Annotated in this window: 19 protein-coding genes and 1 tRNA gene; 14 read left to right on the top strand and 6 right to left on the bottom strand. The window is 58.5% G+C overall.

Annotation, left to right across the window (positions count from 1 at the left end):
• Nucleotides 1–22 precede the first annotated feature (22 nt).
• Nucleotides 23–2242, bottom strand: a complete 2220-nt coding sequence (locus ACP7EG_RS05090; RefSeq protein WP_426086684.1) for a penicillin acylase family protein — start codon at nucleotides 2240–2242, stop codon at nucleotides 23–25.
• Nucleotides 2243–2256: 14 nt separating this feature from the next.
• Complete coding sequence (locus ACP7EG_RS05085; RefSeq protein ID WP_426086683.1) at nucleotides 2257–3093, bottom strand: hypothetical protein; 837 nt, start codon at nucleotides 3091–3093, stop codon at nucleotides 2257–2259.
• A 112-nt stretch (nucleotides 3094–3205) separates the two neighbouring features.
• On the opposite strand from ACP7EG_RS05085, the gene ACP7EG_RS05080 reads away from it, so the two are divergent.
• The 4 genes from ACP7EG_RS05080 (at nucleotide 3206) to ACP7EG_RS05065 (ending at nucleotide 6639) form a co-directional block, all read left to right on the top strand.
• A complete protein-coding gene (locus tag ACP7EG_RS05080; protein ID WP_426086681.1) occupies nucleotides 3206–3652 on the top strand; it encodes a DUF2939 domain-containing protein in 447 nt (148 codons plus the stop codon).
• A gap of 125 nt (nucleotides 3653–3777) precedes the next feature.
• Entirely contained in the window at nucleotides 3778–4281 is a 504-nt protein-coding gene (locus ACP7EG_RS05075; protein ID WP_426086679.1) for a DUF2939 domain-containing protein, read from the top strand.
• A 78-nt stretch (nucleotides 4282–4359) separates the two neighbouring features.
• Nucleotides 4360–4572, top strand: coding sequence for a hypothetical protein (locus ACP7EG_RS05070; RefSeq protein ID WP_099763360.1), 213 nt, complete (start codon nucleotides 4360–4362; stop codon nucleotides 4570–4572).
• 336 nt (nucleotides 4573–4908) lie between these two features.
• Entirely contained in the window at nucleotides 4909–6639 is a 1731-nt protein-coding gene (locus ACP7EG_RS05065; protein ID WP_426086678.1) for a methyl-accepting chemotaxis protein, read from the top strand.
• Nucleotides 6640–6713: 74 nt separating this feature from the next.
• On the opposite strand, the gene ACP7EG_RS05060 is transcribed toward ACP7EG_RS05065, so the two are convergent.
• Complete coding sequence (locus ACP7EG_RS05060; RefSeq protein ID WP_426086677.1) at nucleotides 6714–8111, bottom strand: HD-GYP domain-containing protein; 1398 nt, start codon at nucleotides 8109–8111, stop codon at nucleotides 6714–6716.
• Nucleotides 8112–8608: 497 nt separating this feature from the next.
• Here ACP7EG_RS05060 and ACP7EG_RS05055 point away from each other — a divergent pair, with 497 nt between their 5' ends.
• The 5 genes from ACP7EG_RS05055 (at nucleotide 8609) to ACP7EG_RS05035 (ending at nucleotide 14902) form a co-directional block, all read left to right on the top strand.
• Nucleotides 8609–10891, top strand: coding sequence for a TonB-dependent receptor (locus tag ACP7EG_RS05055; RefSeq protein WP_426087137.1), 2283 nt, complete (start codon nucleotides 8609–8611; stop codon nucleotides 10889–10891).
• Between the two features lie 102 nt (nucleotides 10892–10993).
• A tRNA-Leu gene (locus tag ACP7EG_RS05050) sits at nucleotides 10994–11080 on the top strand.
• A gap of 283 nt (nucleotides 11081–11363) precedes the next feature.
• The gene (locus tag ACP7EG_RS05045) at nucleotides 11364–11849 is read left to right on the top strand and encodes a hypothetical protein (protein ID WP_426086676.1); all 486 of its coding nucleotides are present in this window, start codon (nucleotides 11364–11366) and stop codon (nucleotides 11847–11849) included.
• 423 nt (nucleotides 11850–12272) lie between these two features.
• Complete coding sequence (locus ACP7EG_RS05040; RefSeq protein WP_426086675.1) at nucleotides 12273–13778, top strand: glycosyltransferase family 39 protein; 1506 nt, start codon at nucleotides 12273–12275, stop codon at nucleotides 13776–13778.
• A 203-nt stretch (nucleotides 13779–13981) separates the two neighbouring features.
• On the top strand, nucleotides 13982–14902 hold the full coding sequence (locus ACP7EG_RS05035) for an IS481 family transposase (RefSeq protein ID WP_426086674.1): 921 nt from the start codon (nucleotides 13982–13984) through the stop codon (nucleotides 14900–14902).
• Between the two features lie 85 nt (nucleotides 14903–14987).
• Here ACP7EG_RS05035 and ACP7EG_RS05030 read toward each other — a convergent pair whose 3' ends face one another.
• Both ACP7EG_RS05030 and ACP7EG_RS05025 read right to left on the bottom strand, forming a co-directional pair.
• A complete protein-coding gene (locus ACP7EG_RS05030) occupies nucleotides 14988–15737 on the bottom strand; it encodes a hypothetical protein (protein ID WP_426086673.1) in 750 nt (249 codons plus the stop codon).
• A 1-nt stretch (nucleotide 15738) separates the two neighbouring features.
• Nucleotides 15739–16419 (bottom strand): hypothetical protein, encoded by a 681-nt coding sequence (locus ACP7EG_RS05025; RefSeq protein ID WP_426086671.1) that lies wholly within the window; start codon nucleotides 16417–16419, stop codon nucleotides 15739–15741.
• A gap of 111 nt (nucleotides 16420–16530) precedes the next feature.
• Between ACP7EG_RS05025 and ACP7EG_RS05020 the strand changes: the two genes are divergently transcribed.
• The gene (locus ACP7EG_RS05020) at nucleotides 16531–16800 is read left to right on the top strand and encodes a hypothetical protein (protein WP_426086670.1); all 270 of its coding nucleotides are present in this window, start codon (nucleotides 16531–16533) and stop codon (nucleotides 16798–16800) included.
• A 74-nt stretch (nucleotides 16801–16874) separates the two neighbouring features.
• Entirely contained in the window at nucleotides 16875–16997 is a 123-nt protein-coding gene (locus ACP7EG_RS05015) for a phage virion morphogenesis protein (RefSeq protein ID WP_426087136.1), read from the top strand.
• A gap of 1 nt (nucleotide 16998) precedes the next feature.
• Here the strand turns inward: ACP7EG_RS05015 and ACP7EG_RS05010 are convergent, their stop codons facing one another.
• The gene (locus ACP7EG_RS05010; protein ID WP_426086669.1) at nucleotides 16999–17967 is read right to left on the bottom strand and encodes an IS1595 family transposase; all 969 of its coding nucleotides are present in this window, start codon (nucleotides 17965–17967) and stop codon (nucleotides 16999–17001) included.
• 224 nt (nucleotides 17968–18191) lie between these two features.
• Between ACP7EG_RS05010 and ACP7EG_RS05005 the strand changes: the two genes are divergently transcribed.
• From ACP7EG_RS05005 to ACP7EG_RS04995, 3 genes are all read left to right on the top strand, one after another.
• Nucleotides 18192–19163 (top strand): hypothetical protein, encoded by a 972-nt coding sequence (locus ACP7EG_RS05005; protein ID WP_426086668.1) that lies wholly within the window; start codon nucleotides 18192–18194, stop codon nucleotides 19161–19163.
• A 171-nt stretch (nucleotides 19164–19334) separates the two neighbouring features.
• Entirely contained in the window at nucleotides 19335–19736 is a 402-nt protein-coding gene (locus ACP7EG_RS05000; protein ID WP_426086666.1) for a hypothetical protein, read from the top strand.
• A 402-nt stretch (nucleotides 19737–20138) separates the two neighbouring features.
• Nucleotides 20139–25181, top strand: coding sequence for a diguanylate cyclase domain-containing protein (locus ACP7EG_RS04995; RefSeq protein ID WP_426086665.1), 5043 nt, complete (start codon nucleotides 20139–20141; stop codon nucleotides 25179–25181).
• Nucleotides 25182–25198 lie beyond the last annotated feature (17 nt).

Below are 25198 nucleotides of genomic sequence, written 5' to 3'. Positions count from 1 at the left end.
GTAATCCGACACACCACAAACCTCACTCCCCCGGCCGGTACCTGCGCTCCAGGTGCTGTTCCACCTGCTCGGGATAAAACAGCACCTCCTTGAATTCCCCGCGCGCGTACATGGCTGCCTGGTCCTGGAAGTGCGGCGACTTCGGGTCGCCGCTCTGACCACCGGCAAGGATGCTTTTCGCCTTGATGCGGGGGCCAAATTCCACGGCCGCCACAAAGCTGTTACCGCGCTCGCCATACATGCGTCGCGTCGTACTCTTGCTGCTCTGTCCATACGCCGCCAGCGCGCCCCAGTTGCCCGACGCGTAAGGCACGGCCAAGCTGGCTTGTGCATCATCAAACGGCTGCACCACGTCGCCCGTCAGGCGCTGGTAGCGGTTGATCTCGCCCCATGGCGTTTGCCAGTGGCCGAAATCGCGCTGCAGTTTATCGACGGCGCTGGCCAAGGCCGCCAGGCGCTGTGCCGCAGTGACCTTCTCCGTCGCCATGAAGTCGACCACGGGCACGCCCTGCTCACGCGCCTGTTTGCCTGCTAGCTCGGCCAATTCCTGGCCCCAGAACACGGCCAGCGATGTCGCCGTCGACGTCAGCGCATAGCGCCAGTCCCAGGCCCGCAGCAGCGCGACCTTGTCGGCCAGCGCCAGCTTTTGCGCAGAATTCTCCGGCAGCGCATCGAAGGCGGCGAACAGCGGCGGCAGCAGCGCTTCGAATGCCGTCAGTTCGCTGTCGTAGGAGGCGGCGATCAGGCTGTCCAGGGTAAAACCCGTCCTGTTCTGGAAAACCTTGACGGCATGCAGGCCGCGCGCATTTTCGCCATACACGGACATGTACGCGGGATAATCCTGCTGGCGTGGGCTGTTGGCGCCGGCAGCCGAATATGGCCAGTTATTGGTGTTCTGTATCCAGCCATTCTTCGGATTGAACAGGGTGATGGTTTGCGCCACCGTGTGCAGCCCTTGCCATTCCGTGGCCGGGTCGCTGCCGTCGACAGGCTGCTTCCAGTTGAAGCGCGGATCGCGCACGGGGATGAAATTACCGTGAAAATAGGCAATATTGCCGTCCGCATCCGCATATACCGTATTGTTCGACGAATTCGTGCGCAGTTCCATGGTCTTGTAAAACGCCGCGTAATCGCGCGCCTTGGTGCGCGTGTACGATTGTATGAGCGCCTTCAAGGGCGAGTGCATCAGGCGCACGGCCACCCAGCGCCCGTCCTGCGCGCGCACGATGGGACCGTGGTGGCTGTAGTAGACGGTGATGGTTTTGGAGCCCATGGCGCCACTCGCCAGTTTATATGGCAAGGTAATCGGCACGGCTTTCAGGGGCCGCAGCACGCCGTCATAGCGGTAGAACCATGCGCCATCACGGTCGACGATGCTTTCCAGGTATTCGTCGATGACGTCGCCGCCGCCCGAGGTATGCATCCAGCCGAGGCGCTCGTTGAAACCCTGGTAGACGAAGAACTGGCCCCAGGTGACGGCGCCATACGCGTTCAAGCCTTCACCGCTGGTGACTTGCACTTCGGGACGAAAGTAAAAGGACGTGTGCGGATTGATCATCAGCAGCGCGTGGCCATTTTTCGTGATCGCGGGCGCGATGGCGAAGCCGTTCGAACCGCTCGGTTCGGGGTCCAAGCCGGACGCCAACCCGGCATCGATGCTGGCCAGCGCCACGGTAGCTGGCCTGGCTTGCTGCCCATAAAACGCTTCGAGCTGCGCCAGGTTGACGGACTCGATATCACCGCCGATGCTGCCTTCGCTGAAACTGAGGGCCATCCACGGCTCGAAATGCGCGATCAGCCGCGGTTTCACCTGCGGGTGCGTGGCCAGGTAAAAATTGAGGCCATCGGCAAAGGCATCCATCAATGTGCGCAGCCACGGCGGGCTGGCGCGGTACTGCGCTTGCAGCTCCTGCAGATCGATGAAAAGCTTCATGCGCAGGTCGCGGTACAGTTCCCGCTCGCCCTCCACTTCCGCCAGCCGCCCCATGGCATTGATATAGTTCAACTCTACGCGGGGAAAATCATCCTCGGCTTGCGCATACATCAAGCCAAAGACGGCATCCGCATCCGTCTTGCCCGTCACATGGGGAATGCCCCAGGTGTCGCGCGCGATGCTGACATTGGCGGCCTGCGCCTGCCAGCGGGCCATGTCCGTGACAGATGCAGCGGGTGCTGCCAGCGCGGGAGCACTGGCAACGATGCCGCAGGCGATGGCGGCGAACAGGGCGCGGCGGACTGGCATGCAATACTCCAGGGTCAGGATGCGTCGATCAAGGCTGCTATGCGCTGGTTCAACTCCGTATTTTCCGCCTGCAGCTGCGCCACCCGCTGTTTTAGGCTGGCGATCTCGCCGCGCAGGCGTTCCGCTTCGGACGGCGCCTGGGCTGCATTCTCGGCCCACGGCTCGTTGCCCGTTTCCGGCGTATCTTGCGAGACGTGGACTTTCGGCTCGCGCGGCGTGCGCGTGGCGGCGCGCTGTTCGCGGATTTCCTTGGCCGCCTGGCGTAATAACTTCTTGCCACCGGCGACGGCCGCCACCTGCTCTTCCGGCGGCAGGGACGCCACGGTGGCCGCCGCATTGATGGAAATCGTGCCCGAGCGGACCGCTTCCACCAGCTCCGGCGCGGCGGCCTTCTGGATTTTTTCGATCTGACTGATCTGGTTGCTGCTCAAGCGCGCCGCCTTGGCCACCTCTTCGCGCGTGCTCATGGGGGGTTTCGGCGCGTTTTCGCCGTCCGGCGCATCAGCCGCGCTGACAGGCGCCGGGCTGCGCGCGGCGACGATTTCCTTCTTGCGCAGGGCCAGCACGCCGCGCTGGAAGTCCGACACGCTGCGGCGCGCCAAATGATTGTCGATCATCCACAGCATGACGTCGTCGAGCGAAGTAAAGCTGGTGTTCTGGATGGTCTTGAATTCGATGCCGTGCTGGCGGCAGATGGCGTAGCGGTTATGCCCGTCGATCAGCACGTCGTTCCACAGCACCAGCGCGTCGCGGCAGCCTTCGGCCAGCAGGCTGCGCTCGAGCGCCGCGTACTCACTGGCGGTGAGCGGATCGATATACGACTGCAGCACCTGATTGATAGTGATATTCATGGTTGTCCTCAATATTGCGGCGCGATGGTCCGCGCCGGCACGAATGCTACACCATCCACCGCCCCTGGCCGGGTAAAATCACGGCGGCACAGCTCATACAAAAACACGGACCATGAAAAGAAAGTACGCCACCGCGATCATTTTTAGCGTTGCCGCCATCGGCTTCACCTGGGTCAGCCCCTACATCGCCATGTACCGCATCAGCATCGCGGCGAAATCCGTGCGCCTGGAAAACCTGGCGCAGCAGGCCGACCTGCCCGCCGTGCGCGCCAGCGTGGCGCGCCAGTTGCGGGCGGCCGGCGAAACGGCCAATGACGAGGATTTCAAGGAAATGCTCGACACCATCGTCTCGCCGCCCGGCATCACGGTGTTGATCCTGCACGGCAAGCAAGGGGCGGATGGCAAGCGCCACGACTTCGGCATGGCGTACCGCTCGTGGAACGAAGTGGTGCTGCGGCGCAGCGGCGCCGGCCCCGCCGCCAGCCAGTTTTTGCTGCGCCGGCATGGCATCTGGGATTGGAAATTGGCGGATATTACCTTGCCGCCGGAATTACTCTGACGAAACTTGATCTAAAACAACACTTACCTAAACCGCCATATTGATTTTGGGAAATATTATGTAGAATGCTAGCACTTCAGGCGCACCGGGTCGCCAGGCATCCAAGAGATTGCACGATGAAAAGAATGTTGCTTCTCGCTCTAGTGGCACTGGTCGCGCTGGCCGGCGCCTTCTATGGCAGCCCGTATTTCACCATGAACAAGATCCGCGCGGCAACCATGGACGAGGATACCCAGGCCCTGGCTGCGCAAATCGACCTGGCGCAACTGCGCGGCAGCCTGGGGCAACAACTGCATGCCCTGTTCTCGGCACCGGAAGTGGCCGACGACATCAGCCCCGACGTCATCGACCCCTTGCTCGATACCATGCTGATGCCTGAAGGCATCGTCGCCTTGATGAAGCTCAATGACCGCTACGAAAAGCCGATCGCCAAGGTCAGCGACATCAGCGGCCGCAAGCGCAATGCCAAACCCGACTACAAGCTGCGCTACACCTCCTGGGACAAGGTCGTGGTGCAGCGCGCCCATAGCAAAAGCCATATCGGCGAGCTGACCCTGACGCGCGACGGCCTGTGGCGCTGGAAACTGGTGTCGGTGGCGCTGCCCAAGAATCTGCTGGCCGACGCGTAAGGCGCGGGCCCGGCGTATCGGCAAACAGCGGCTGGGCGACACTGCTATCATCGGGTTTTGATTTCCATCGGAGGCAGCATGTCAGACCTGGTACAACACGCACTGGCCCACGCGGGCAAACCGGCCACCACGCCCTGGGTGGTGACCCTGGTCAGCGGCGAAAAACTCACCGGCCCCATTTCCCCGCTCAGCGACGGCTGCTACGCCATCGGCCTGGGACAAATCAAGTATTTTTCTAGCGACAAGGTCGCCTGTCTGAATGTATCGGGCGCGGGCGCGTTTCCCATCTGATCACGGATCGCCAGGGCCAACGACCTTCAAGCCCTTTGCCGCTTGACCGTCTCGCCGGCCAGTGCCCCCGACATTGGCCGTCCATGCTAAATAGTTGTTTTTTGGCACGAAAATTTCATTGATTTACTGATTTTTTTGTGCAAAAATGAATTTAATAAATAAAACAAATAAATTATTGGAATCAGTTTTTAAGTAACACGATCCTCACACCACGAATCCGTGTTCTGGATAGAGATGCACTGCGCAAGGCGCGGCCCATTGGCCAACAATATCTATGGCTACCGGCACCACACGAGCGCCGTTTCTAATTTCATAACGTATTCTGGGAGAGGCATCATGGATAAATTCACTGTTCGCAAGCAACTGACCCTGGCCTTCGGCCTGCTGGTCTTTTTCCTCATCGGTATCTCGATCCTGTCCGTGCGGAGTCTGTCCAACTCCAACGCCGACTTTGAGCAGTATGTCAACGGCATCATGGCGCGTGCCAATACGGCGCACCGCGTGCGTGACGCGATCGACATGCGCGCCGTGGCGGCCAGGAACCTGGTACTGCTTACCAAGCCGGAAGAGCTGGACATCGAACGCAAACACATCATGCAGGCGCATGCCAATGTCGCCAAGAACATGCAGCAGTTGCTGCAGCTGGCACAGCAGCCGGAGGTATCGGACGAGGAACGCGCCATCATCAACAAGATCGACAACATCGAAAAACGCTATGCTCCCGTGGCACTGGCCATCGTGGACCTGGCGCAGCAAAAGAAAACCGAACTAGCCATCGTCAAGATGAACGAGGAATGCCGTCCGCTGCTGGCCGCCCTCGTCGCCGCCAGCGATGAATATTTCGCCCTGACGGAACAGCGCTCCACCCTCATCCTGCAGAAAGACGACGCGCATTACCTGCTCAACCGGAACATCCTCATTGGCGCCAGCGTGCTGTCCATCGTGCTGGCGGCCCTGGCGGGCTGGCTCATCACGCGCCACTTGCTCAAGGCACTCGGTGCCGAACCGCGCCAGCTGTGCGACGCCGTCAGCCTGCTTGCCGGCGGCGACCTGACAGGAAAACTCTGCGTCGCGCCGAACGATAGCGTCAGCGTGCTGTCGGCGCTGCAACGCATGCAGGTGTCGCTGACCTCGGTAGTCTCATCCGTCCGCCAGGATTCCGACACGGTAGCCCTTGCCGCCGAGGAGATTTCCACCGGCAACAACGATCTGTCGCTGCGCACGGAACAGCAAGCCAGTTCACTGGAAGAAACGGCTTCCTCGATGGAAGAGCTCACCAGCACAGTGCGCAAGAATGCGGACAATGCCCGCGAAGCCAATGTGCTGGCGACAACGGCATCGGACGTCGCCAGCAAGGGCGGCGCCGTGGTGGGGCAAGTGATGGGCACCATGGACCTGATCAGCGAATCGTCGCGCAAGATTGTCGACATCATCAGCGTCATCGACAGCATCGCCTTCCAGACCAATATCCTGGCCCTGAATGCCGCAGTGGAAGCGGCGCGTGCCGGCGAACAGGGCCGTGGCTTCGCCGTCGTGGCAACCGAGGTGCGCGGCCTGGCCCAGCGCAGCGCCAGCGCGGCCAAGGAAATCAAGACGTTGATCGACGATTCCGTGAGCCGCGTCGATGCGGGCGCCAAGCTGGCGGCGCAAGCGGGCACGACGATGTCCGAGGTAGTCGCCAGTGTCGCCAGCGTCAGCAACATCATCGCCGAGATCACGATGGCCAGCCAGGAACAGTCCGCCGGGATCGAGCAGATCAATCAGGCGGTGGCGCAGATGGATAGCGTCACGCAACAAAATGCGGCGCTGGTGGAAGAAGCGGCGGCGGCGGCCGAATCGCTGCGCGACCAGGCCAGCAACCTGGTGCAAACCGTGAGCATCTTCAAGACACACGACGGCCAGGTGGCGGCACCGGCGCGCACGACGGCAGCAGCACGCGCCGGCGCAAAACCGCTGCGCCTGGTACCGGCTGCGGCCAGCAGCACCGTCAAGCGCCAGGCCGCGCCGGCAAAACCCCGTGCGGTGCAAGCGCAAGCCGTGACGGCCGGCGATTGGGAAGAGTTTTAAGCAGCTCACAGGTACAGGGGAATGCCGCAACTGGCACCGCCCCTGTCACGTTGCAACAACACGCCAGCCCGCGCTCACGCCGTCAGGCACTCGTTCTGCGGCTGCGCGAGATCGGGCAAGCCGGCCAGCGCCACTTTCAAGGCGGCAAAACACTGCGCGTCGATGGCTGTGCCCACGGTCTCGGCCATGATCTCGAGCGCTTTCGGAATGGGAATTGGCCCCCGATATGGCCGGTCGGCCGTGATGGCGTCGAAAATATCGGCCGTGGTGATGATGCGCGTTTCCAGGCTGATGTCGTCGGCCGTCAAGCCGCGCGGATAGCCCTTGCCATCGAGCCGCTCATGGTGCGCAGCGGCCACGACAGCCAGTTCGGCAAACGCATCAATGCGTGACAAAATCGTTTGCGTATAGTGTGCGTGCTGCTGCACGGCCAGCCACTCATCCGCGTCGAGTTTGCCGGCCTTGTCCAGCACGCTATTGCTGACGCCAAGTTTCCCGACGTCATGCAGCAAGGCACCCCGCTTGAGCCAGCGACGCCGCTCCGGCGTCACGCCCAAGGTTTCGGCGATCATGTCCGCATACAAGGCTACCCTGGCGCTGTGCCCGCTCGTGTACGGGCTTTTCGAATCGACCACCTGACCGAACGCGGCAGCGATGTCGTCGAGATAATCCTCATCCACCGGCACGCAACGGTTGGCCGGCTCCAGCGCCGCCACGGCGGCCGTCAGGTCCTGCGACCGCAACATGGACCAGAACGCGGACGACTGCGCCACCCGTTCGAACGCCAGCACCAGTTGCGGGTCAAACCAGCTGCCCGCGCGCTGGCGCACCTCTGCCTGGGCGGCGCGCGCGCCATCGGCCGTATGAAACACGTCGATCACCTGTGCCAGCAGGGCAATGCGCGAAAACAAGGGAATCGCCTGGCCTGCCAGTTTGTCCGGCTTGCCCTGGCCGTTGTAGTGTTCGTCGAGGCTGTAGATGCCCTGTGCCACGGATTCCGGAAAGCGCAGCAGGCGCGCGATGTCGGCGCCGCGCTGGCAACGCGTGGCGATCAGCTCCTGCGCGATGTGCGCGCCGTCGCGCAAGATCGTCATCACGGCGCGGAAGCGCTCGGCCAGGCCCGCCTTCAGGCCCGTGTGCTTGAGGACGAATTTGAGCACTTGCGGCAGGCTGTCGCCCACCGTCTTGAAGCCTTGTTTGAAAGACAGATCGTCCGTCAGGTAGAGCTCGCAGATGCGCGCTGCATTGCTGCTGCAGCCCAGGTCCTTCAGCAGCAGGGTGTAATACAGATTCCACAGGTCTTCATCCGCCATGCCCAGCTCGCGTCCCACGTGCATGCCGATCCAGCAACAGCGGATGCAATGGCCTTCTGGCTGTCCCTCCGTGATGTCCAGGGCCTGGCTCAGGGCGGCGATCAGTTCGGAAAGCCGGATACCGTCAACGGGCGGCGCACTTGCGGATAAGATTAACATGGTAGAAATATAAGTTTCTAATTTGCAATAATTTATATTCTACGCCAGATCTTGCCTGTAACTACCTTGAGGCAACATCATTGTTTGTGCATGCGCCGCGCCCGGCAGCTGGCAGGCAAGATGCCATCCCATGATGTGGCAACACAACAACATCGCATGGCAGAAGAAAAAAGGGGAATTGTCGTATTTTCCGCACTGCACACTGAGCGCTGGCACGCCATGGCGCCGGCATGTTTGCGCTGTAGCAGGGAAAGATTTCGGTGGCCAAGCCATCCTTTGCGCTGGCACAAGCCTGCCGGCACCCCCACTATGCACCCGCCCGATATTGACGACAAATACGATTTTATTCACGTATTGAGTCGAAACGCATATAAATAGTCTTGCCTGGAAAATGGCATGAATACCAAAACTTTCCGTGCTAGCATGATTTTTCGTCTAGCGGACTTGCGCCTGCCTGGACCTTACGAACAACCTTGACCGACAGGAGCCGTTTCATGATGACACCGCATGCCAGCACACACGCCAGCACCATACGCCACACCCTGATTGCCCTGGCAATCACTGCTGCCTTTCCCCTGCAGGCAATGGCGCAGGACAGCGTCCCGGCGCCGGCCGCACCAGCGGCACAGGCCGGTCCTGGCCAGCTGGAAACGGTGATCGTGACGGCACAGCGGCGCGCGGAAAACATCAAGGACGTGCCCATGTCCATCGCCACCCTGAAAGGCGACAAGCTCGACACCCTGACGGCCGGCGGCGCCGACATCCGCTTCCTCAACAGCCGCTCGCCCAGCGTCTCGGTCGAATCGGATTACGGCCGTACCTTTCCCCGCTTCTACATTCGCGGCCTGGGCAACACCGACTTCGACCTGAACGCCTCGCAGCCAGTGGGCCTGGTGATGGATGACGTGGTGCAGGAAAACGCCATGCTCAAGGGCTTTCCCGTGTTTGACGTGGACCAGGTCGAGGTGCTGCGCGGCCCGCAAGGCACCTTGTTCGGCCGTAACTCGCCGGCCGGCGTGATTAAGTTCGATTCCGCCAAGCCCGTCTTCAAGACGGAAGGCTACCTGAGCGGCGGCTTCGGCAAGGATGGCATGAAGAACCTGGAAGGCGCCTTCAACGTGCCCGTCAGCGACACCGTGGCCCTGCGCTTTTCCGGCCAGACGCAGCGCCGCGACGACCGCGTGCATAACCCGCGTCCCACCGGCACGCGCGACTTCGAAGGCTATGAAGACAGCGCCGCCCGCCTGCAAGTGCTGGTCAAGCCCACACGCGACTTCACGGCCCTGTTCAACGTGCACGCGCGCAACCTCGATGGCACGGCGACGCTGTTTCGCGCCAACATCCTGAAACAGGGCACCAACGACCTGGTCGACAATTTCGATTATGGCTCCTACCCTACCGATGGCATCAACCGCCAGCACCTGAAAACCAAGGGTGGCAGCATGCGCCTGAAATGGGACTTGCCGGGCATCACCCTGCATTCCATCACCGGCTATGAAAAACTCGATTTCTTCAGCCGCGCCGACGTCGACGGCGGCTATGGCGCCGTGTACGCGCCGCCGATGGGCCCCGGCTTCATCCCCTTCGTCGTGGAAACGGCCGACGTGATCCCGAACCACAAGCAGATTTCGCAGGAATTCCGCGCCGAATCGAGCGCAAAGGGCCCGCTGCAATGGATAGGCGGCCTGTTTTACTTCAAGGAAGACATCCAGATCGACAGCATCAGCTTTGACAGCCTGGCGCCCGGCAATCCGCAAAACAGCGCCTACGCCACGCAAAACCAGAGCTCGAAGTCGTACGCGGCCTTCGGCTCGCTCAACTACACGGTCTCGGACGCCCTGAAACTGCGCGCCGGCCTGCGCTACACGAGCGACAAGAAGGATTTCTCGGCCAAGCGCGTGGAAGCGACCACGGCCGGCCCGTTCAACCTGAATGACACCTCGCACAACGTCAGCTGGGACTTGAGCGGCACCTATGTGCTGACGCCGGAAACGAACGCCTACGCGCGCATCGCCACCGGCTACCGCGCGCCATCGATGCAGGGCCGCCTGAACGGCCTGGCCGACCGCCCCTCGCAGGCCGGCGCCGAAAAAGTGCTGTCGGTGGAAGCGGGCATCAAGCAAGACCTGTTCGACAAGCGTGCCCGCCTGAGCCTGGCCGTATTCCAGTATCGCGTGAAAGACAAGCAACTGACGGCCGGCAGCGGCGTCGTCAACATGAACCGCCTGCTCAATGCCGAGAAGGCCACCGGCCAGGGCGTGGAGCTGGACTTCCAGGCCAACCTCAGCGACTCGCTCAGCATGACCCTGGGCGGCAGCTACAACCACACCGAGATCCAGGACAAAAAGCTGTACGTGCAAAGCTGCGGCAACGCCCAGAACACCCCCGCCAGCGGCTGCACCGTCACCGACCCCGTCGGCCCCTTCGTGGGCACGGCCTACATCGACGGCAACCCGCTGCCGCGCGCACCCGAATGGCAAACCAACTTCACCTTGAAATACAGCATCCCCCTCGCCAATGGCGAGTTCTACGCCTACACGGACTGGGCCTATCGCACCAGCTACAACTTCTTCCTGTATGAAGCAAAGGAATACAAGGCCAAGGAATTGCTGGAAGGCGGCTTGCGCGTTGGCTACAAATGGGACCGCTACGAACTCTCGGCATACGGCCGCAACATCACCAACCAGGTCCAGGCACTGGGCGCCATCGAATTCAACAACCTGACGGGCATGGTCAACGAGCCGCGCACGTATGGGGTGCAGTTCAAGGCGACGTTTTGACGGCGGCTAGATAAAACTAGGCTGTCCGCTGCAAACCGGACAGCCTGGCTCAGGCACAAGATGGCGTGATGCGCATCACCTGTGCTAGAATCTCGCCGCGCTGCCCGGATGGTGAAACTGGTAGACACTGGAGACTTAAAATCTCCCGCCTGTAAGGGCGTGCCGGTTCGATTCCGGCTCCGGGCACCAGCGCACAAAATTCAGAAACATCAAAAAAGCCATTAAACTCAATAAAATCAACGAGTTAGTGGCTTTTTTTACGTCCCAGAATTTCCCTTAATCCAGATTAAACCCGACAAAAACCAGTAGCGATTACGCCAAATTGACGCCATGATTACGCCGCAACGAGAGGAACGGATGGCTTCATTCAGGTAGCAGTTTGGCGTCTGGCGGGCATAAATCGCCATCCGAGGCACACGCGAATCTAAAACATTCAGCACCAAGGCCGAGGCTGTGGCCTGGGCGTCGGAACGTGAAACCGAAATCCGGCGCGGCGCCGACAGTGGCATCGTCATCGGGAAAAGCTGCGGCGATGCATTTTACCGGTATGGAAGAAGTCTCCATCCACAAGCGCGGCGAGCGCTGGGAGAGGCTGCGCCTCAATGCCATTGGCGAAGTGGGCATTGGCGGCCAGAAAATCAAAGATATCAAACTGGCCAACAGTTCGGTTCAGTCCAGCCGACAAGGCCGTGTGGACTTCACTGCGCCAGCGTTCCAGCTGCTCCACCAGCAATCCCTTGCGACGGCAGTACGACACCAATTCAGCCTCGTTCAAAGGGACAGTCTCCAGCGCCCCCGCGAACTTGTCGGCGGAACACCATTGCTCGGAGTTTTGTCAATCGCCGGGCACCGCGCGGCCTTGCTCGCGCGCCTGCTTGCGCACAGCGTGAATTCCGGCACACCGGTGAGCTGTGCCACTTCGGCCACAGGCTTGTTTGCGGCGCGTTCATCTGGCTGAGCGCGTGCTCTTTCTTCTCAATGGTGTATTTCGTCATCGTCAAATCCATCGCCCCAAGACTAATTAGAACTCCAAATGCCGGATTGCGGACCTACATGCTGGTGTAGCCAGGTCCGACGCGCGAGATGCCACGATCATGCCGAAGCCACATGCTCCTTGATGAATGGCCTGCTTGCGCAGCTTCATCCTGTACTTGGCCACCGGCTGGATCATTTTTCAGTACTGAATCTGCTACATAAATGGGGCGGCTTTAAGAACTATTCATCCAAACTCCATAGATTCTCCATGTTGCATCGCTACAGTCAATCGCTGACGCATTTCTCGCCAGCGCATTCGTCCCCTCCCTCATGCAAGCCATGACAGTTGCCGATAGGCGTGATGCATTCATGACGCGCTGGACAGTACCTGAAAAATATAGAGAACATGAAATTAGAAGCCATCACCACGTCGGAATCACTGCACGAAACCAGTCCTTCCACACTAAAGAAAATTTTCTCAATTGCCGTGCTGATACATGCGATCATCTGGATTATATTGCCATTGTTATTTCAAAGCAATATTGCACTCGACATGGCCGAGGGTTTAGCCTGGGGAAAAGAGTGGCAACTTGGCTATGAGAAAGATCCACCATTATTTCCGTGGGTCATACAGACTCTCACATCTTGGTCAAATAGAGGGCTATGGATAAGCTATCTTGCAGGACAATTGTGCGTTATTACAGTTTTCTTTGCCGTGTGGCAGTTGGGGCGGCGGGTTGCCACTGAAATGCAGGCATTGACCGGTGCTTTGCTGTTGGAAGGTATTTATTATATCAATCTTCCGGTTTTGGAATTGAATGACATCGTTTTGCAAATGCCATTTTCCGCCCTGTTTGGTTGGTTGCTACATAAGGCGATCCAGGATGATAAGCTGAGGCACTGGATTCTTGCAGGATTGGTTTCCGGCTTAGGTTTGTTGTCGCGCTATTCCATGGGTGCATATATCGTCCCCATTGCGCTATTTGTTGTTGCTCATCCAGCCTCGCGGCGGCGCCTGCACTCAAAAGCACCGTGGTTGCTCATGCTGACATCCACACTGGTATTTCTTCCACATTTATACTGGATCATTAAAAGCGATTTTATTTCGATAAAATATGTCGGAGATAGAGCACCTGAAATTCCACATGCATTTACTTTTATAAAAGAGTACTTTTCATTCATCGGCGCGCAGTTTTTAGCACTCTTACCCATGCTGATAGTGGCATCATTTTTGTGGCGATGGAGGTCATCTCGTGTTTGGCTAAGGGCGCGATGGCACGACTTTGACTTTTGCTATATTGCTGTTTTAGCTCTAGGGCCTGCTATTTTTTCCTTGTTGCTATCTTTGCTAGCACAACGTCCATTGAGGGCCATGTGGGGTGCACCGCTGTGGTTTTTTACGGGGATTTTTATCGTTCTTCTTTTTCAGCCAATCTTGACGCAAAAACGTTTTCGTCACTTTATCTATTCTTGGATTGTACTATTGATATTTCCTTCTTCTTTCTTTATTGTGGAGAAAATTTATGGAACTGACATTACCGGCAATGAACAGGCCGTCAATTTTCCCGGCGAAAGTTTTGGTAACGCTATCAATAACAGGTGGTACACAATGACAGAGCGACCATTGAAATATGTGATTGGGAATACCTGGGATGCTGGAAATGTCGCATTTTATGCAAGAGACCGGCCATCTATCATATTCTCTCATGCCGATCTCCGTGTAAGCCCTTGGGTAAAAATCAAGGACCTCAAACAAGCAGGGGCTGTCATCGTGTGGAACATGCAAGAGGAAGGCAGCGCGCTGCCTCAGTATCTTGCCGCCAGATTTCCAGATGCAATTGTTCAGCCCGCGTTGACTGTGAAAGGGAAACGGTTCCATCATTTCGGTGTCGCCTACCTTTTGCCGCAGTGACTGCACACACAGTACGTTTTTCGGCTCATAACAAAGCATATTGATGGAAAACCGCTCATTCGATAGCTGTTTAGTTTCGTGCAATCATATTCCTCGTCGCAGCATGCCCCTGTTCCGCGCCAGAGCTGTGCTTGACGAGTTGATCGGCGGTTTGCCACCGAGATCGTCCCACCGGTTACAGAGCATCGCATAAACTTCAGTCCATGAGCTCACGCATTCATCCCCAAGCCCGCACCACCCCGAAGATCCGGCAGGAAATCAAGGACTCCGGACTGTCCGACCGCGAGGCCGCCAAGGTCTTCAACATCACTCCTGCCACGGCTGCCAAGTGGCTCAAGCGGGACGATGTGCAAGACCGTTCGCACCGAGCCCGTACGCTGCATACGACCCTGAGCGCGACGCAGGAGGCCATCGTGCTGTCACTGCGCCAATCGCTCTATCTGCCGCTCGACGACCTGCTGTACATTACCCGGCAATACATCAATCCCGACGTCTCGCGCTCGGGCATTGCCCGTTTGCTCAAGCGCGAAGGCATGGCCCGCCTGGAAGATGTCATTCCCAAGGCTGGGGGAGAAACGATCTCGGCCAAGAAGACCTTCAAGGACTACGAACCCGGCTTTGTTCAAGTCGACATCAAATACTTGCCGCAGATGCCGGACGAAACCTCGCGCCGCTATCTGTTCGTGGCCATCGACCGCGCCACGCGTTGGGTGTTCCTGCATATCTACGGTGATATGACAGACAAAAGCAGCGTCGACTTCCTGCACCGGCTCAAGCTGGCCTCGCCGATCAAGATCATCAAACTGCTGACTGACAACGGCTCGCAATTCACCGACCGCCTCACAACAAAAGACAGGAAGCCCAGTGGCCAGCACGCCTTCGATAAAGTCTGCGCCGCCATGGGTATCGAACACCGCCTGGCACCGCCCAGGCATCCGCAAACGAATGGCATGGTCGAACGATTCAACGGCCGTATCAACGAACTGTTGCAGCAGACCCGATTCGACAGTCGGGCCGATCTGGAGGCTACCTTGCTCAACTATTTAAAGCTTTACAACCACCATATTCCACAACGGGCCATCGGTGCCAAAACACCCATCCAGGCGCTCAAAGAATGGCAGTAAAAGAAGCCGGACCTATTCGTTAAGCGCGTTTATGATCAAACGGGACTGGACAGCTAAACTACTGAAAGCATCATCAGCTACTAGATCACTCGCTGGGCACTTCTCGCCAATAGCCTGAAGGTATCTTTAGCAACTCTCCTCCTCCTCCTCCACCACCTCCTCCGCCGCCACCACCGGCACTGCCTCCGCCTCCTTCAGTGGGAACAGGAGGTGGATAAAATTTTGGTGGCAAGCCACCTTTATTAGCAAAATTTTCACAATATTTTTGATACATAGGGCTGGCTTGATATTTCGCTTTTGCGGTTGCAATCGCTGCGTTTTCATATAGGATTGATCCAGGAGTCAGATCTGCTACCGAAGCCGCCATTAGACTATAAAGGTCGGCGGGGATCCCTGGCCCGGGAACCACTAAAGATCCACTAGTTATTCCTCGATCAACAAGATAATCAAAAACAAAGAGAGACGCCAATGCCTCTCGCTTATAGCACCAATCAACAATTTTAGCCGGATCTGTTTGATAATCAAGAGCAACTCTTGTTGCGTAAAACGCATGACCCAACTCATGAAGCAGAACGGAGTCGTATGCTTTGAGATATGGCAGGCCGCCTATCGCGTTGGCCAATGCTGTCACATCATGAGGATTTATAAAAATGGAACCCGGTTCCGAAATACCATTTTTCATCTCTCCAGGTTGATAATTGCTCGAACCATTATAATTATTTTTCGCTATACCTTTAGCAATAATATTATCAATAAATGAAATCGTTTTAGGACTACGCAAAGCTTGGAGCCGTGAAACAGGGTTTGGTGGATTGGAAGGCGTCTTTATAGGCATACTATCTTTTAATAGGTGGATGAATGGCGGATAAATCAATGGATATCACACAATTATTGACTGACTTTACTAATATATACACATAGGGAAATGAAGGGTTTATTTTCCGGTAAGCCTCATATTTCAACGGCGGACGGTCTTCCGATCCTGCAAAAAAATCGGGGAAGTAGAAAGGCTGCTCACCAGATGGCTCCCCCCAAACTTTTGTAAGAAGATCGTTTGGTATGCAGGCATATTCTGGCGAAATTTCAAGACTCACTTCTGCACCGCCATCAGACTCCACTTTGAAAGTGAAAGTTCTCAGTGAGTTAAAACGTATGTCAGAGGTGGCAGATCGGTCTTCATTGTAGAAACAGGAGTCACCGTATTTGGTCTTTTCGACGCAGTGGGTCGAATTAAAACTGGCACTTCCTGTGCCAATGATGTTAGCCAGAACGATACGCTCTGGTCGTTGAGACATATCGACAAGAAAACCCACCAGCTCCTCCACCCGACGACGCTGTAAAGGTGTTGCAGAACCAGTGATTGCCTTTGCAATGAGGCCTATCTCTAGAGACTGCGCGGCTGATGTATCAGCGGCACAAAAAACAACCAGCATAGCAGTAATTAAGAAGTTAATTTTCACTCGCATACATCCCCCATAAATGACGATGTTTCCGTTACGCGCTAAAAATTGATGCATGTGCAATTTAATGAAATTTATTATGCATCAAATCCACATTCAACTCTACACATTTCATCGGCGGCCGTAGCCGAATGGCAGCGCATCCTGCGCGGCCTGGCCACCTTTGAAATGAGCCTGGCCCTGGGCAACCCGGCCGTGTTCCCGCAATCGCCCGTCACCGTGACAGGCTTCAAGCCCGAGATCGACGCCACCGAATGGCTATCGGTCAAGGTCACGCACAGCCTGGGCTGCAACGGCTTTACCACGCGGGTGGAATTTGAAACGAAGACGAAAGCGGTCGAGGCAGAACGCGAGGACGAGAAAGACCCGGATGAGGGCATCACGGGCGTGGTGGCCAAGTGGAAGGACGTGGCGGCGAAGAAGAAAAAGGCAGGGTAGGAGCAGGCTGGTGCCATGGGCAAGCTTAAGACGCTGGAGCACACTTACAAGAGCAAGCAGGCCGCGAGGGGCTACTGGACAAGATCAGTAAGAAGGGAGCAAAGCACACCTACCCTGCCCGCCCACTTTTGGGACTGAACGAAGCGGATCGAACGTTGATACGAGAATCCTTAATGTATCATTTGACAAAAATTTAGGCTATGTCACCGTCAGATGTGGAAATGCTCCCAGGGTTGCCTTCAATAATGTTTCTGGTGAGCGGATGCGCCGGGCGTCAAGGATCCAGCGCCATCCCAGGTAGTTCGGCAGGTAACGCGTCGCCACGCCGTGAAACGGCCGTAGCCATTCGCGCAAGCGGCTGTGATACGCATTGACGTTCTGCACATGGGCGGCGCCCCGCACGCGGATGCCGGCGCGCAAGTTGACGGCCTGATGGCTGATGCCCGCCTCCCTGGCGAAGGCGCGGTAGGCGGCATGGCCATCGGTCACCAGCAAAACATCCTTGTCGATGACGGGCAACAAACAATGGTGTAACTGCGCCTTCGTCAGGGCCCCTTTGCCCGTGACAAAATCGAGGGTTTGTCCCGTGCGGTCGCGCGCCACCAGGATACAGACCTGTTCATTGGAAATGCCGCGTTGGCGGGCATGGCCGCCCCGGCGGCGGGCTGGACGCGTCATCCGCCTGGCTCCCTTTTCCGATTCCAGCAGATATAACTCGTCGGCCTCGGCGATGCCATGCAGGCCATGCGGCCGGTCCGTCTTGGCGACCGTTAAAAAACGGTGGCGCCAGCGAAAGGTGGTGTTGCGGTGCACACCCAGCTGCTGAGCGGCCTGGCGCACCGAGGCGGAGTCGAGCAGACAATCGGCATACTCGAGCCAAAGCGCCTTGTGGCGCAAGCGGGCCAGCGGCGTGCCCGTCAAGGCATTGAAGGTACGCCCGCACGGCACGCAGCGGTAGCGCTGCAAGCCGTGTGCATGGCCATGCCGGTGCAGCTGAGGCGAGTGGCAGGCGGGACAGGCCAATCGCGGTTGCGCCACACTTTCCAGCAGCGCGACGGTCGCGTCGTGTGGGGCATTGCCACGCAGCAGCGCCATTCCAGCCTGCCGCTGGCGTCGGTTCAACTGCGCAAACTGGGCGATAAAGCTGATCCATTCGGCTGCCTGCATGATCTGCTCCCTGTCAGGTGAGTATGCAGAGTCAGACAGCACTGTCAACGGAAGATTCCGGCATTTACCCTACTTACCGATGACAGAGCCAAAATTTAAGGACTCTCAACCTTGCCAACAGCAGATTATTTTTGTAAAAGCTGCTATCTTTCTTATCGTTCATCACCCACTTCTCCTCACCACAACTTTCACATTAATGTTTTAAGAAAACCATTGGAAGAAATATGTCATCACAAAGTCGATCAAATCATATACTTGAACTTGCAAAGGAACTTTTGGACGACATTGAACTAGGAAGAGTTGACGCAGAACATTTGATTTTGAAAGCATCTCGTCTGGCCCGCTGGGTCGGTTCGGATGAAGTCCGACACTGGTTAAAGTTAGAACTTAAGGGATATAACTCCAACGAACCAGTATCACTTAAATATATGACACTTACGGGTCGATGGACGGATAAAGAAAAAGGACTGGGGCTTTGGGGGCCATTAGCATTGCAGGAAGCCACAATTCTTGCTGAAAAAGCAAAATTGGCAATGCTCCGTATACCTGACTCTAGTAGTGACTATATCAATATTACCATTCGGCAAATCACAGACAAAATGACGGTAGCGAGCAACACTATTGTTCGTGCTAGCGGCGTACGCTCGCGAGTGCTTGCTTATCTTCACGAATTTATCAGTGAAATTTACTATGAAAAAGAATTCGAAAATCTTTCCGAATCCATTTTTGAGCGTTACAAATCAAACGTAGACAAATTAATTTTTCAACATTGCGGAGAAATACTAGAAAAAATTCCTGCAGTAATGTCTCGTCTTGCAGACGGAGAAGAAGAATCAATAAGTCAAGCCCTGAGCACCTGTCGTAGGATCATCGAATCATTTTCCGACTCAATTTTCCCACCGACTGAAGATACGATGGACATTAATGGCAACACTCTTAAACTGGATGCAGGAAAGCACCAAAACCGCATTAATGCTTATATTCATACAAGAACCCAGAGTCAATCACGAAAACAACGTCTTCGACAAAATTTGGCAAATCTATTTGATCGTGTTTCGACAGGTGTACATAAAGACGTATCCTCGGAAGAGGCACATTCTCTTTTTCTAAATACTTACTTATTTCTGGGTGAAGTACTTCACTTACCTGAAGAGGGCAGTAAATCCATATCTATTGTTGCCAACGTAAGCCCGTAGTACTTACCGGCGAAGTCGTTTTTGAATTAATTCCGCTCAATGAGGATTATCCCATGCCCCGAAACGATGAACGCCCATGGTCACTATTTATAGGTGATATGGCGAAGCATGGTCGGAAGACAAGACGCCGGAAAACATAATGATTTTTCACAATAGCAAGCTGAGGAAAGTATGAATTTAGAAAAAGAAATGCCATCATCCGCCGATGGCAACATGGCTCCTGCTGTAGATAGAGCATTTGTCAGAAACCTGGCTGTTAAAAACTTTGAAGCGCTACAGGCAGCCGCCATCGCTGGGAAGAATACTCACCAACTAGCCCTTGACCAGAGCGACGAAATAGAAGACTTCATCAAAACATTGCCGTCTGAAGATAGATCAAAATTCTCCACTCTCTACGAACAGGAGTTGAATGCGGCCACCCAAGCCTCGATCGACAAGACCATGGCGATTAATTCACAAACTGCCAATCAACTTTTAGATAACGCTACAAAAACGAACAACGTCTCTATCTGGATCAGCATTATTGTCTTTTTCATTGTCCTTATCGGCTTCATAAAAATGATAAAAAGCTAAATCACCCCGCCACCGCGTGCGTCCGCACGTGCATTTTGGCATCATGCATTGCATGAACGCCTACCTGTCCGGCCAAGTCATCACCCTGGCCGTGCCCGTAAAACAAGCAAGCGTCGCACGCGCCCCCATCGACCGAGCCAGTTGCCGGCGCCCGGCGTAGTGGAAGTACCGGACTTCAGAACCATCGCCGCCACATCCAAGGAATACCTGGTCAGCCTGCTGCGTGAAGCCCGGCACGCGGCCGTCACAGCCCTGCCGGCTTTTATACAACACCGCCCAGCGCACCACGTGCCACGCCCTCACTCCTCGGCTGCCTACTGATATAATACTTACAATCAAGTAATACTTCGAAATGTGCGCCTCAAGGCTCCCGCAACCGTCTGTGTATCGCTAGCCCAGCCCATGAGCTCTCTTTTCGACCACGAGATCATCAAACAGCTGCACAACGGTGGCCGCTCGCGGGTGTATCGCGCCAGGGCCGCTGATGGCACTGCGCTGATCGTCAAGAAGCCCAATCAGCAGTTCCCTTCCTTTCAGCAACTGGCACAATTCAAGCGCGAGTATGCGATCGCGCGCCGCTGCCGCCATCCTGGCGTGGTGCATCCGCTTGCGCTGCAGTTGCACGGCGGGTGCTGGACGATGATCCTGGAAGATAGCGGCGGCCAGGCGCTCGACCAGATTCTGCGCGCGCAGGCGGCGGTGCGCAGGACGCCGGCGCAGCCTGCGTTGGCGCTGGACGATTTTTTCGACATCGCGCTGCAACTGTGCGCGGCGCTGGAAGAGGTCCATCGTCATGGCGTGATCCACAAGGACATCAATCCCTCCAATCTGGTGTGGAATGCCGACCGGCGTCTGCTGCAGCTGACCGATTTCGGCATCGCCTGTGAACTGCCATACGAAAGCCATGGCATCGTCAATCTCCAGGCCCTGGAAGGCACGCTGCGCTACATGGCGCCGGAACAGACGGGGCGCATGAATCGGCGGGTCGACTGGCGCGCTGATTTCTACGCGCTCGGCGCCACCCTGTACGAACTGCTGGCCGGCCAGGCGCCGTTCGAGGCGGGCGACGAGATGGAACTCGTGCATTGCCACATTGCCCGCAGTCCCGACTGGTCGCACCCGGCGTTCGCAGACTTGCCCGGCCAGTTGCTGCCGATCATCCAGCGCCTGCTGGAAAAAAATGCCGAGCAACGCTACCAGAGCTTGCAAGGCCTGCGCAGCGACCTCGAAGCATGCCGCGCGAAAAAGCCGGCGCAGCCGCTCAAGCTGTCCGACCACAATGGCCGCTTCCTTGTGCCGCAGACGCTGCATGGGCGCGAGGATGCCATCGCCATGCTGCTGGCGGCGTTTGAACGCAGTGCCGCAGGTCGCTGCGAGATGCTGCTGCTGGCCGGCCATTCAGGCATCGGCAAGTCAGCGGTCGTCAACGAGGTACAGAAACCGATCATCGCCCGGCGCGGCTGCTTCCTGTCCGGCAAATTTGACCAGCTCCAGCGCGACGTACCGTATGCCTCGCTGATCCAGGCCTTCCAGGGCCTGGTGCACCAGTTGCTGGGCCAGCCCGAAGCAACGCTGCGGCAGTGGTCCGCAAAACTGCACGGCGCCCTGGGCGATGGCATCGGCGTGCTGGTCGAACTGATTCCCCAACTGGCGTTGATCGTCGGCCCCACCGACGCCCTGCCCGCGCCGGCGCCGGCACAGGCCCAGCTGCGCCTGGACCGCCTGTTCCCCCGCTTCGTCGAAGTTTTCGCCTGCACCGGGCATCCGCTGGTGCTGTTCCTGGACGACCTGCAATGGGCCGATGCGGCCACGCTGCGGATGATCGAGCTGCTCATGCTCTCCTGCGACAAATGCTGCCTGCTGTTCATCGGCGCGTACCGCGACAACGAAGTGAGCGCCGCGCACCCCCTCATCGCGCTGCGCGACAAGCTGCTCGCACGCGAGGTGCGCCTGTCCACGCTGTTTTTGAGCCCCCTGAGCGAAGCGCAAGTTGCGCAAATGGTAGCGGCCACCGTACGCGTGGCGGCACCCGACTGCGCGCCACTGACCCGCATTTGCTACACCAAGACGGCCGGCAATCCATTTTTCCTCAACCAGTTCCTCGCTACGCTCAATGAGACGGGCCATCTGCGCTACCGCGCAGCCGACGATTGCTGGGACTGGGACCTGCGCGCGATACAACAGGTCAAATATACCGACAACGTGGTCGAGGTGCTGCTGGAGAAAATCCACCGTCTGCCCACGGCAACGCAGCACCTGCTGCAACTGGCCGCCTCCAGCGGCAACCGCTTCACGCTCGACACGCTTGCGCTGGCAGTGGACCGCTCGCCCCGGCACACGCAGCAAACCTTGTGGCCGGCGCTGCATGCAGGACTGGTCCAGCCGCTCGACGAACGCTATAAATACGTCAATGGCGACACCCGTGCCGGCCACAGCGACGTCCATTACCGCTTCCTGCACGATCGGGTGCAGCAGGCAGCCTACCTGGTCGCCGATGCCGCTACCCGCGCGGCCAACCATCTTCGCATCGGCCGCCTGCTGCTGCGGCATGCGACACCGGAGCGTCAGGATGGTGCACTGTTCGAGATCGTCGAACAGCTCAACGCCGGCCGTGCGCTGCTCGACGACGCAGATGAGCGCGTGCAGTTGGCGGCGCTCAATCTACAGGCCGGCGTCAAGGCGCGACGCTCGGCCGCGTTCCAGGCCACCCTGGAGCACATGCGAATTGGTCTGGGCCTGCTGCCGGCGGAGGCGTGGAGCGTCCACGCCGACCTCTGGCTCGACCTGCAGCTGGGCGCGGCCGAAGCGGCGTACCTGTGCGGGCAGTTCGATGCCGCCGAGGCGATCTATCCGCTGGTGCGCGCCCGCACCTTGCACCCGCTGCTGCAGCTACGCTGCATTGCCATCCAGGCGCACCAGTATCAATTGCAGGGTCGCCTGCTCGACGCCATCGCCGTGCAGCGCGAAGGCCTGGCGCAGTTGAACATCGCCATTCCGCACGATGTCGCGCACATGAAGGCGCGCTTCGACGACATCCGTGCCGACATCGGGCAGCAGCCAGGCGCGCAGGCGCCCGACACCTTGTTGGCGGCGGGCGACATGTGCGCGCCGGACGCAGTGGCCGCGATGCAGATGATGCAGGGCCTGTGGATGGCCAGCTATTACGCCGGCCAGCAGGATCTCAGCGCACTGATGGTGGTATCGATGACGCGGCTGTCCATGCAGCGGGGGAACAGCGATTTCAGCGCCGTCGCCTATGTCGGCTACGCGCTGATGCTGGCGCTGTACGGCGGCGACGTGGCGCGCGGCTACGACTTCGGCGCGATGGCGATGGCGCTGGCCAGGCGGCGTGCCAATCTGCAGACGCGCACACTCACGGGCCTGATGTTCGGTGCGCTCATCAGCCACTGGACGCAGCCACTGCGCAGCTCCGATGCCCTGTACGAAGAAGCCTTTGGCTGGGCCCTGGAAATCGCCGATTTCGTGCAGGTCGGCGTGGTGGCGGCCGTGCGCGCCACCGAACGGATGATCCTCGGCGACTACCTGCCGCACCTGATGCACGACATCGAGCACGACCTGGCGCTGATGCGCGCCAACGGCCAGCAGGCGATGGCCGATTGCTGTGTCGCCGCCGCGGTCCAGCCGATCAAATGCCTGATGGGCTGCCTGCCCCGTCACGATAGCTACGATGATGCGACGTTCAGCGAGGCGCGTTTCCTCGAACAGTATGGCGATTCGCAGCTGTACCGCGCCTACTATTTGCAAGGCAAGATCCGCAACGCCTACCTGTTCGACGGCGCCGACGCCGAGCTGCTGGCAGGCCAGCTCGGCATCGTCACCCAGATCATGCGCGGCCAGGCCAAGGTTGCCGAGTCGAGCTTCTACGCCGCGCTGATATGGCTGCGTGCCTTGCGGCGCGACCCGGCGCGACCCGATGCGGGCGCTGTGCTGAGCGTGATCGATGCACTGCAGGCGAGCCTCACCGAGTGGGCCAGGCAAGGATCGGACAATAGCGCTGCCAAACATCTGCTGGTGATGGCCGAGATGGCACGCTACCGGGACGACCTGCAGCTGGCCACACGCCATTACCGGCAGGCGATCGACGCCGCCGGTCTGGCAGGCTACGTCAACGTGCAAGCGCTGGGCAATGAGCTGTGCGGCGAATACTGGTCCGAGCAGGGCCACGCGCGCGTGGCCGGCGTCTTCATCCAGGACGCCATCGCGCACTACGGCCAGTGGGGCGCAGAGGGCAAGGTGACGCAACTGCGGGAGCGCCACGCTGCGCTGCTGTCAAGGATGGATGGCCGCAGCACGCAGCGGCATTCGGTCTCCCACACGCACGGCAGTTCCGCGCTCGACCTGGTGTCGCTGCTGAAGGCGGCACAGATCCTGTCAAACGAAGTCGGCCTGCGCAATGTGCTGACGCGCCTCATTTCCATCGTGTGCGAAAACGCTGGCGGGCAAGTGGCGCGCCTGCTGCTGCTGTCCGAAGGCAGCTACCAGCTGGAGGCCAATATCGATGGCGATGGCGTCACCGTCCTGCAAGCGCGGCGGCTCGACCTGAACGCCGCCAGCGACCCGCAGTTCCCGCTGACGCTGCTGCGCTACGTGATCCGCACTGGCGCGGAGGTGATCGAAGACAGCATCACAGGCGTGTCGCGCTTTGCCGCCGACCCGTACGTGCAGCTGCAGCGGCCGCGTGCCGTCATGTGCCTGCCGATCCGGCACGGCGGCCAGATCGACGGCATCCTGTACTTCGAGAACCGGCTTGCGGAAGCCTCGTTCACGCAGGAGCGCGTCGCCTTCCTGCGCATGCTCGGTGTACAGGCGATGATCTCGATCTCCAGCGCCAGGCTGCATGACAGCCTGGAACGGCGCGTTGCCGAACGCACGGAACAGCTGGAAGACGCCAACCGCAAACTGGCAACCCTGTCCATCACCGACGGCCTGACGGGCCTGTCGAACCGGCGCCATTTCGACGACGTGCTGCGCGCCGAATGTGCGCGCGCCACGCGCGTCGGCCAGCCGCTGGCCGTCGTCATGCTCGATGTCGACTACTTCAAGCGCTTCAACGACCGGCATGGCCACCAGGCCGGCGACGCGTGCCTGATCCGCGTCGCGCAGGCGCTGGCGGCCGGCATGCGGCGCGCGGGCGACCTGACGGCGCGCTACGGCGGCGAAGAGTTTTCGATCGTGCTGCCGAACACGGGCGCAGACGACGCGCGCCAGATCGGCGAAGCGCTGCGGCGCGCCATCGAAGATCTGGGCATCCCCCATGCGAGTGCGGATGCAGCACAGGTGACGATCAGCGTCGGCATCGCGGTCCAGTCGCCACCGGGCGCCGCCGATCCCGACGCCCTGCTGCGCCTGGCCGACGCCGCGCTGTACCACGCCAAGGATGCGGGGCGCAATTGCGTGGTACTGAGGATGCTGCCGTCCGGCTGATCCGCATTCACGCTACA

The organism is Janthinobacterium sp. PSPC1-1 (genome assembly GCF_049897625.1).
GTDB lineage: Bacteria > Pseudomonadota > Gammaproteobacteria > Burkholderiales > Burkholderiaceae_D > Janthinobacterium > Janthinobacterium tructae.
Note: the sequence above shows the minus strand (reverse complement) of the source record. Positions and strands in the feature narration are given on the sequence as shown.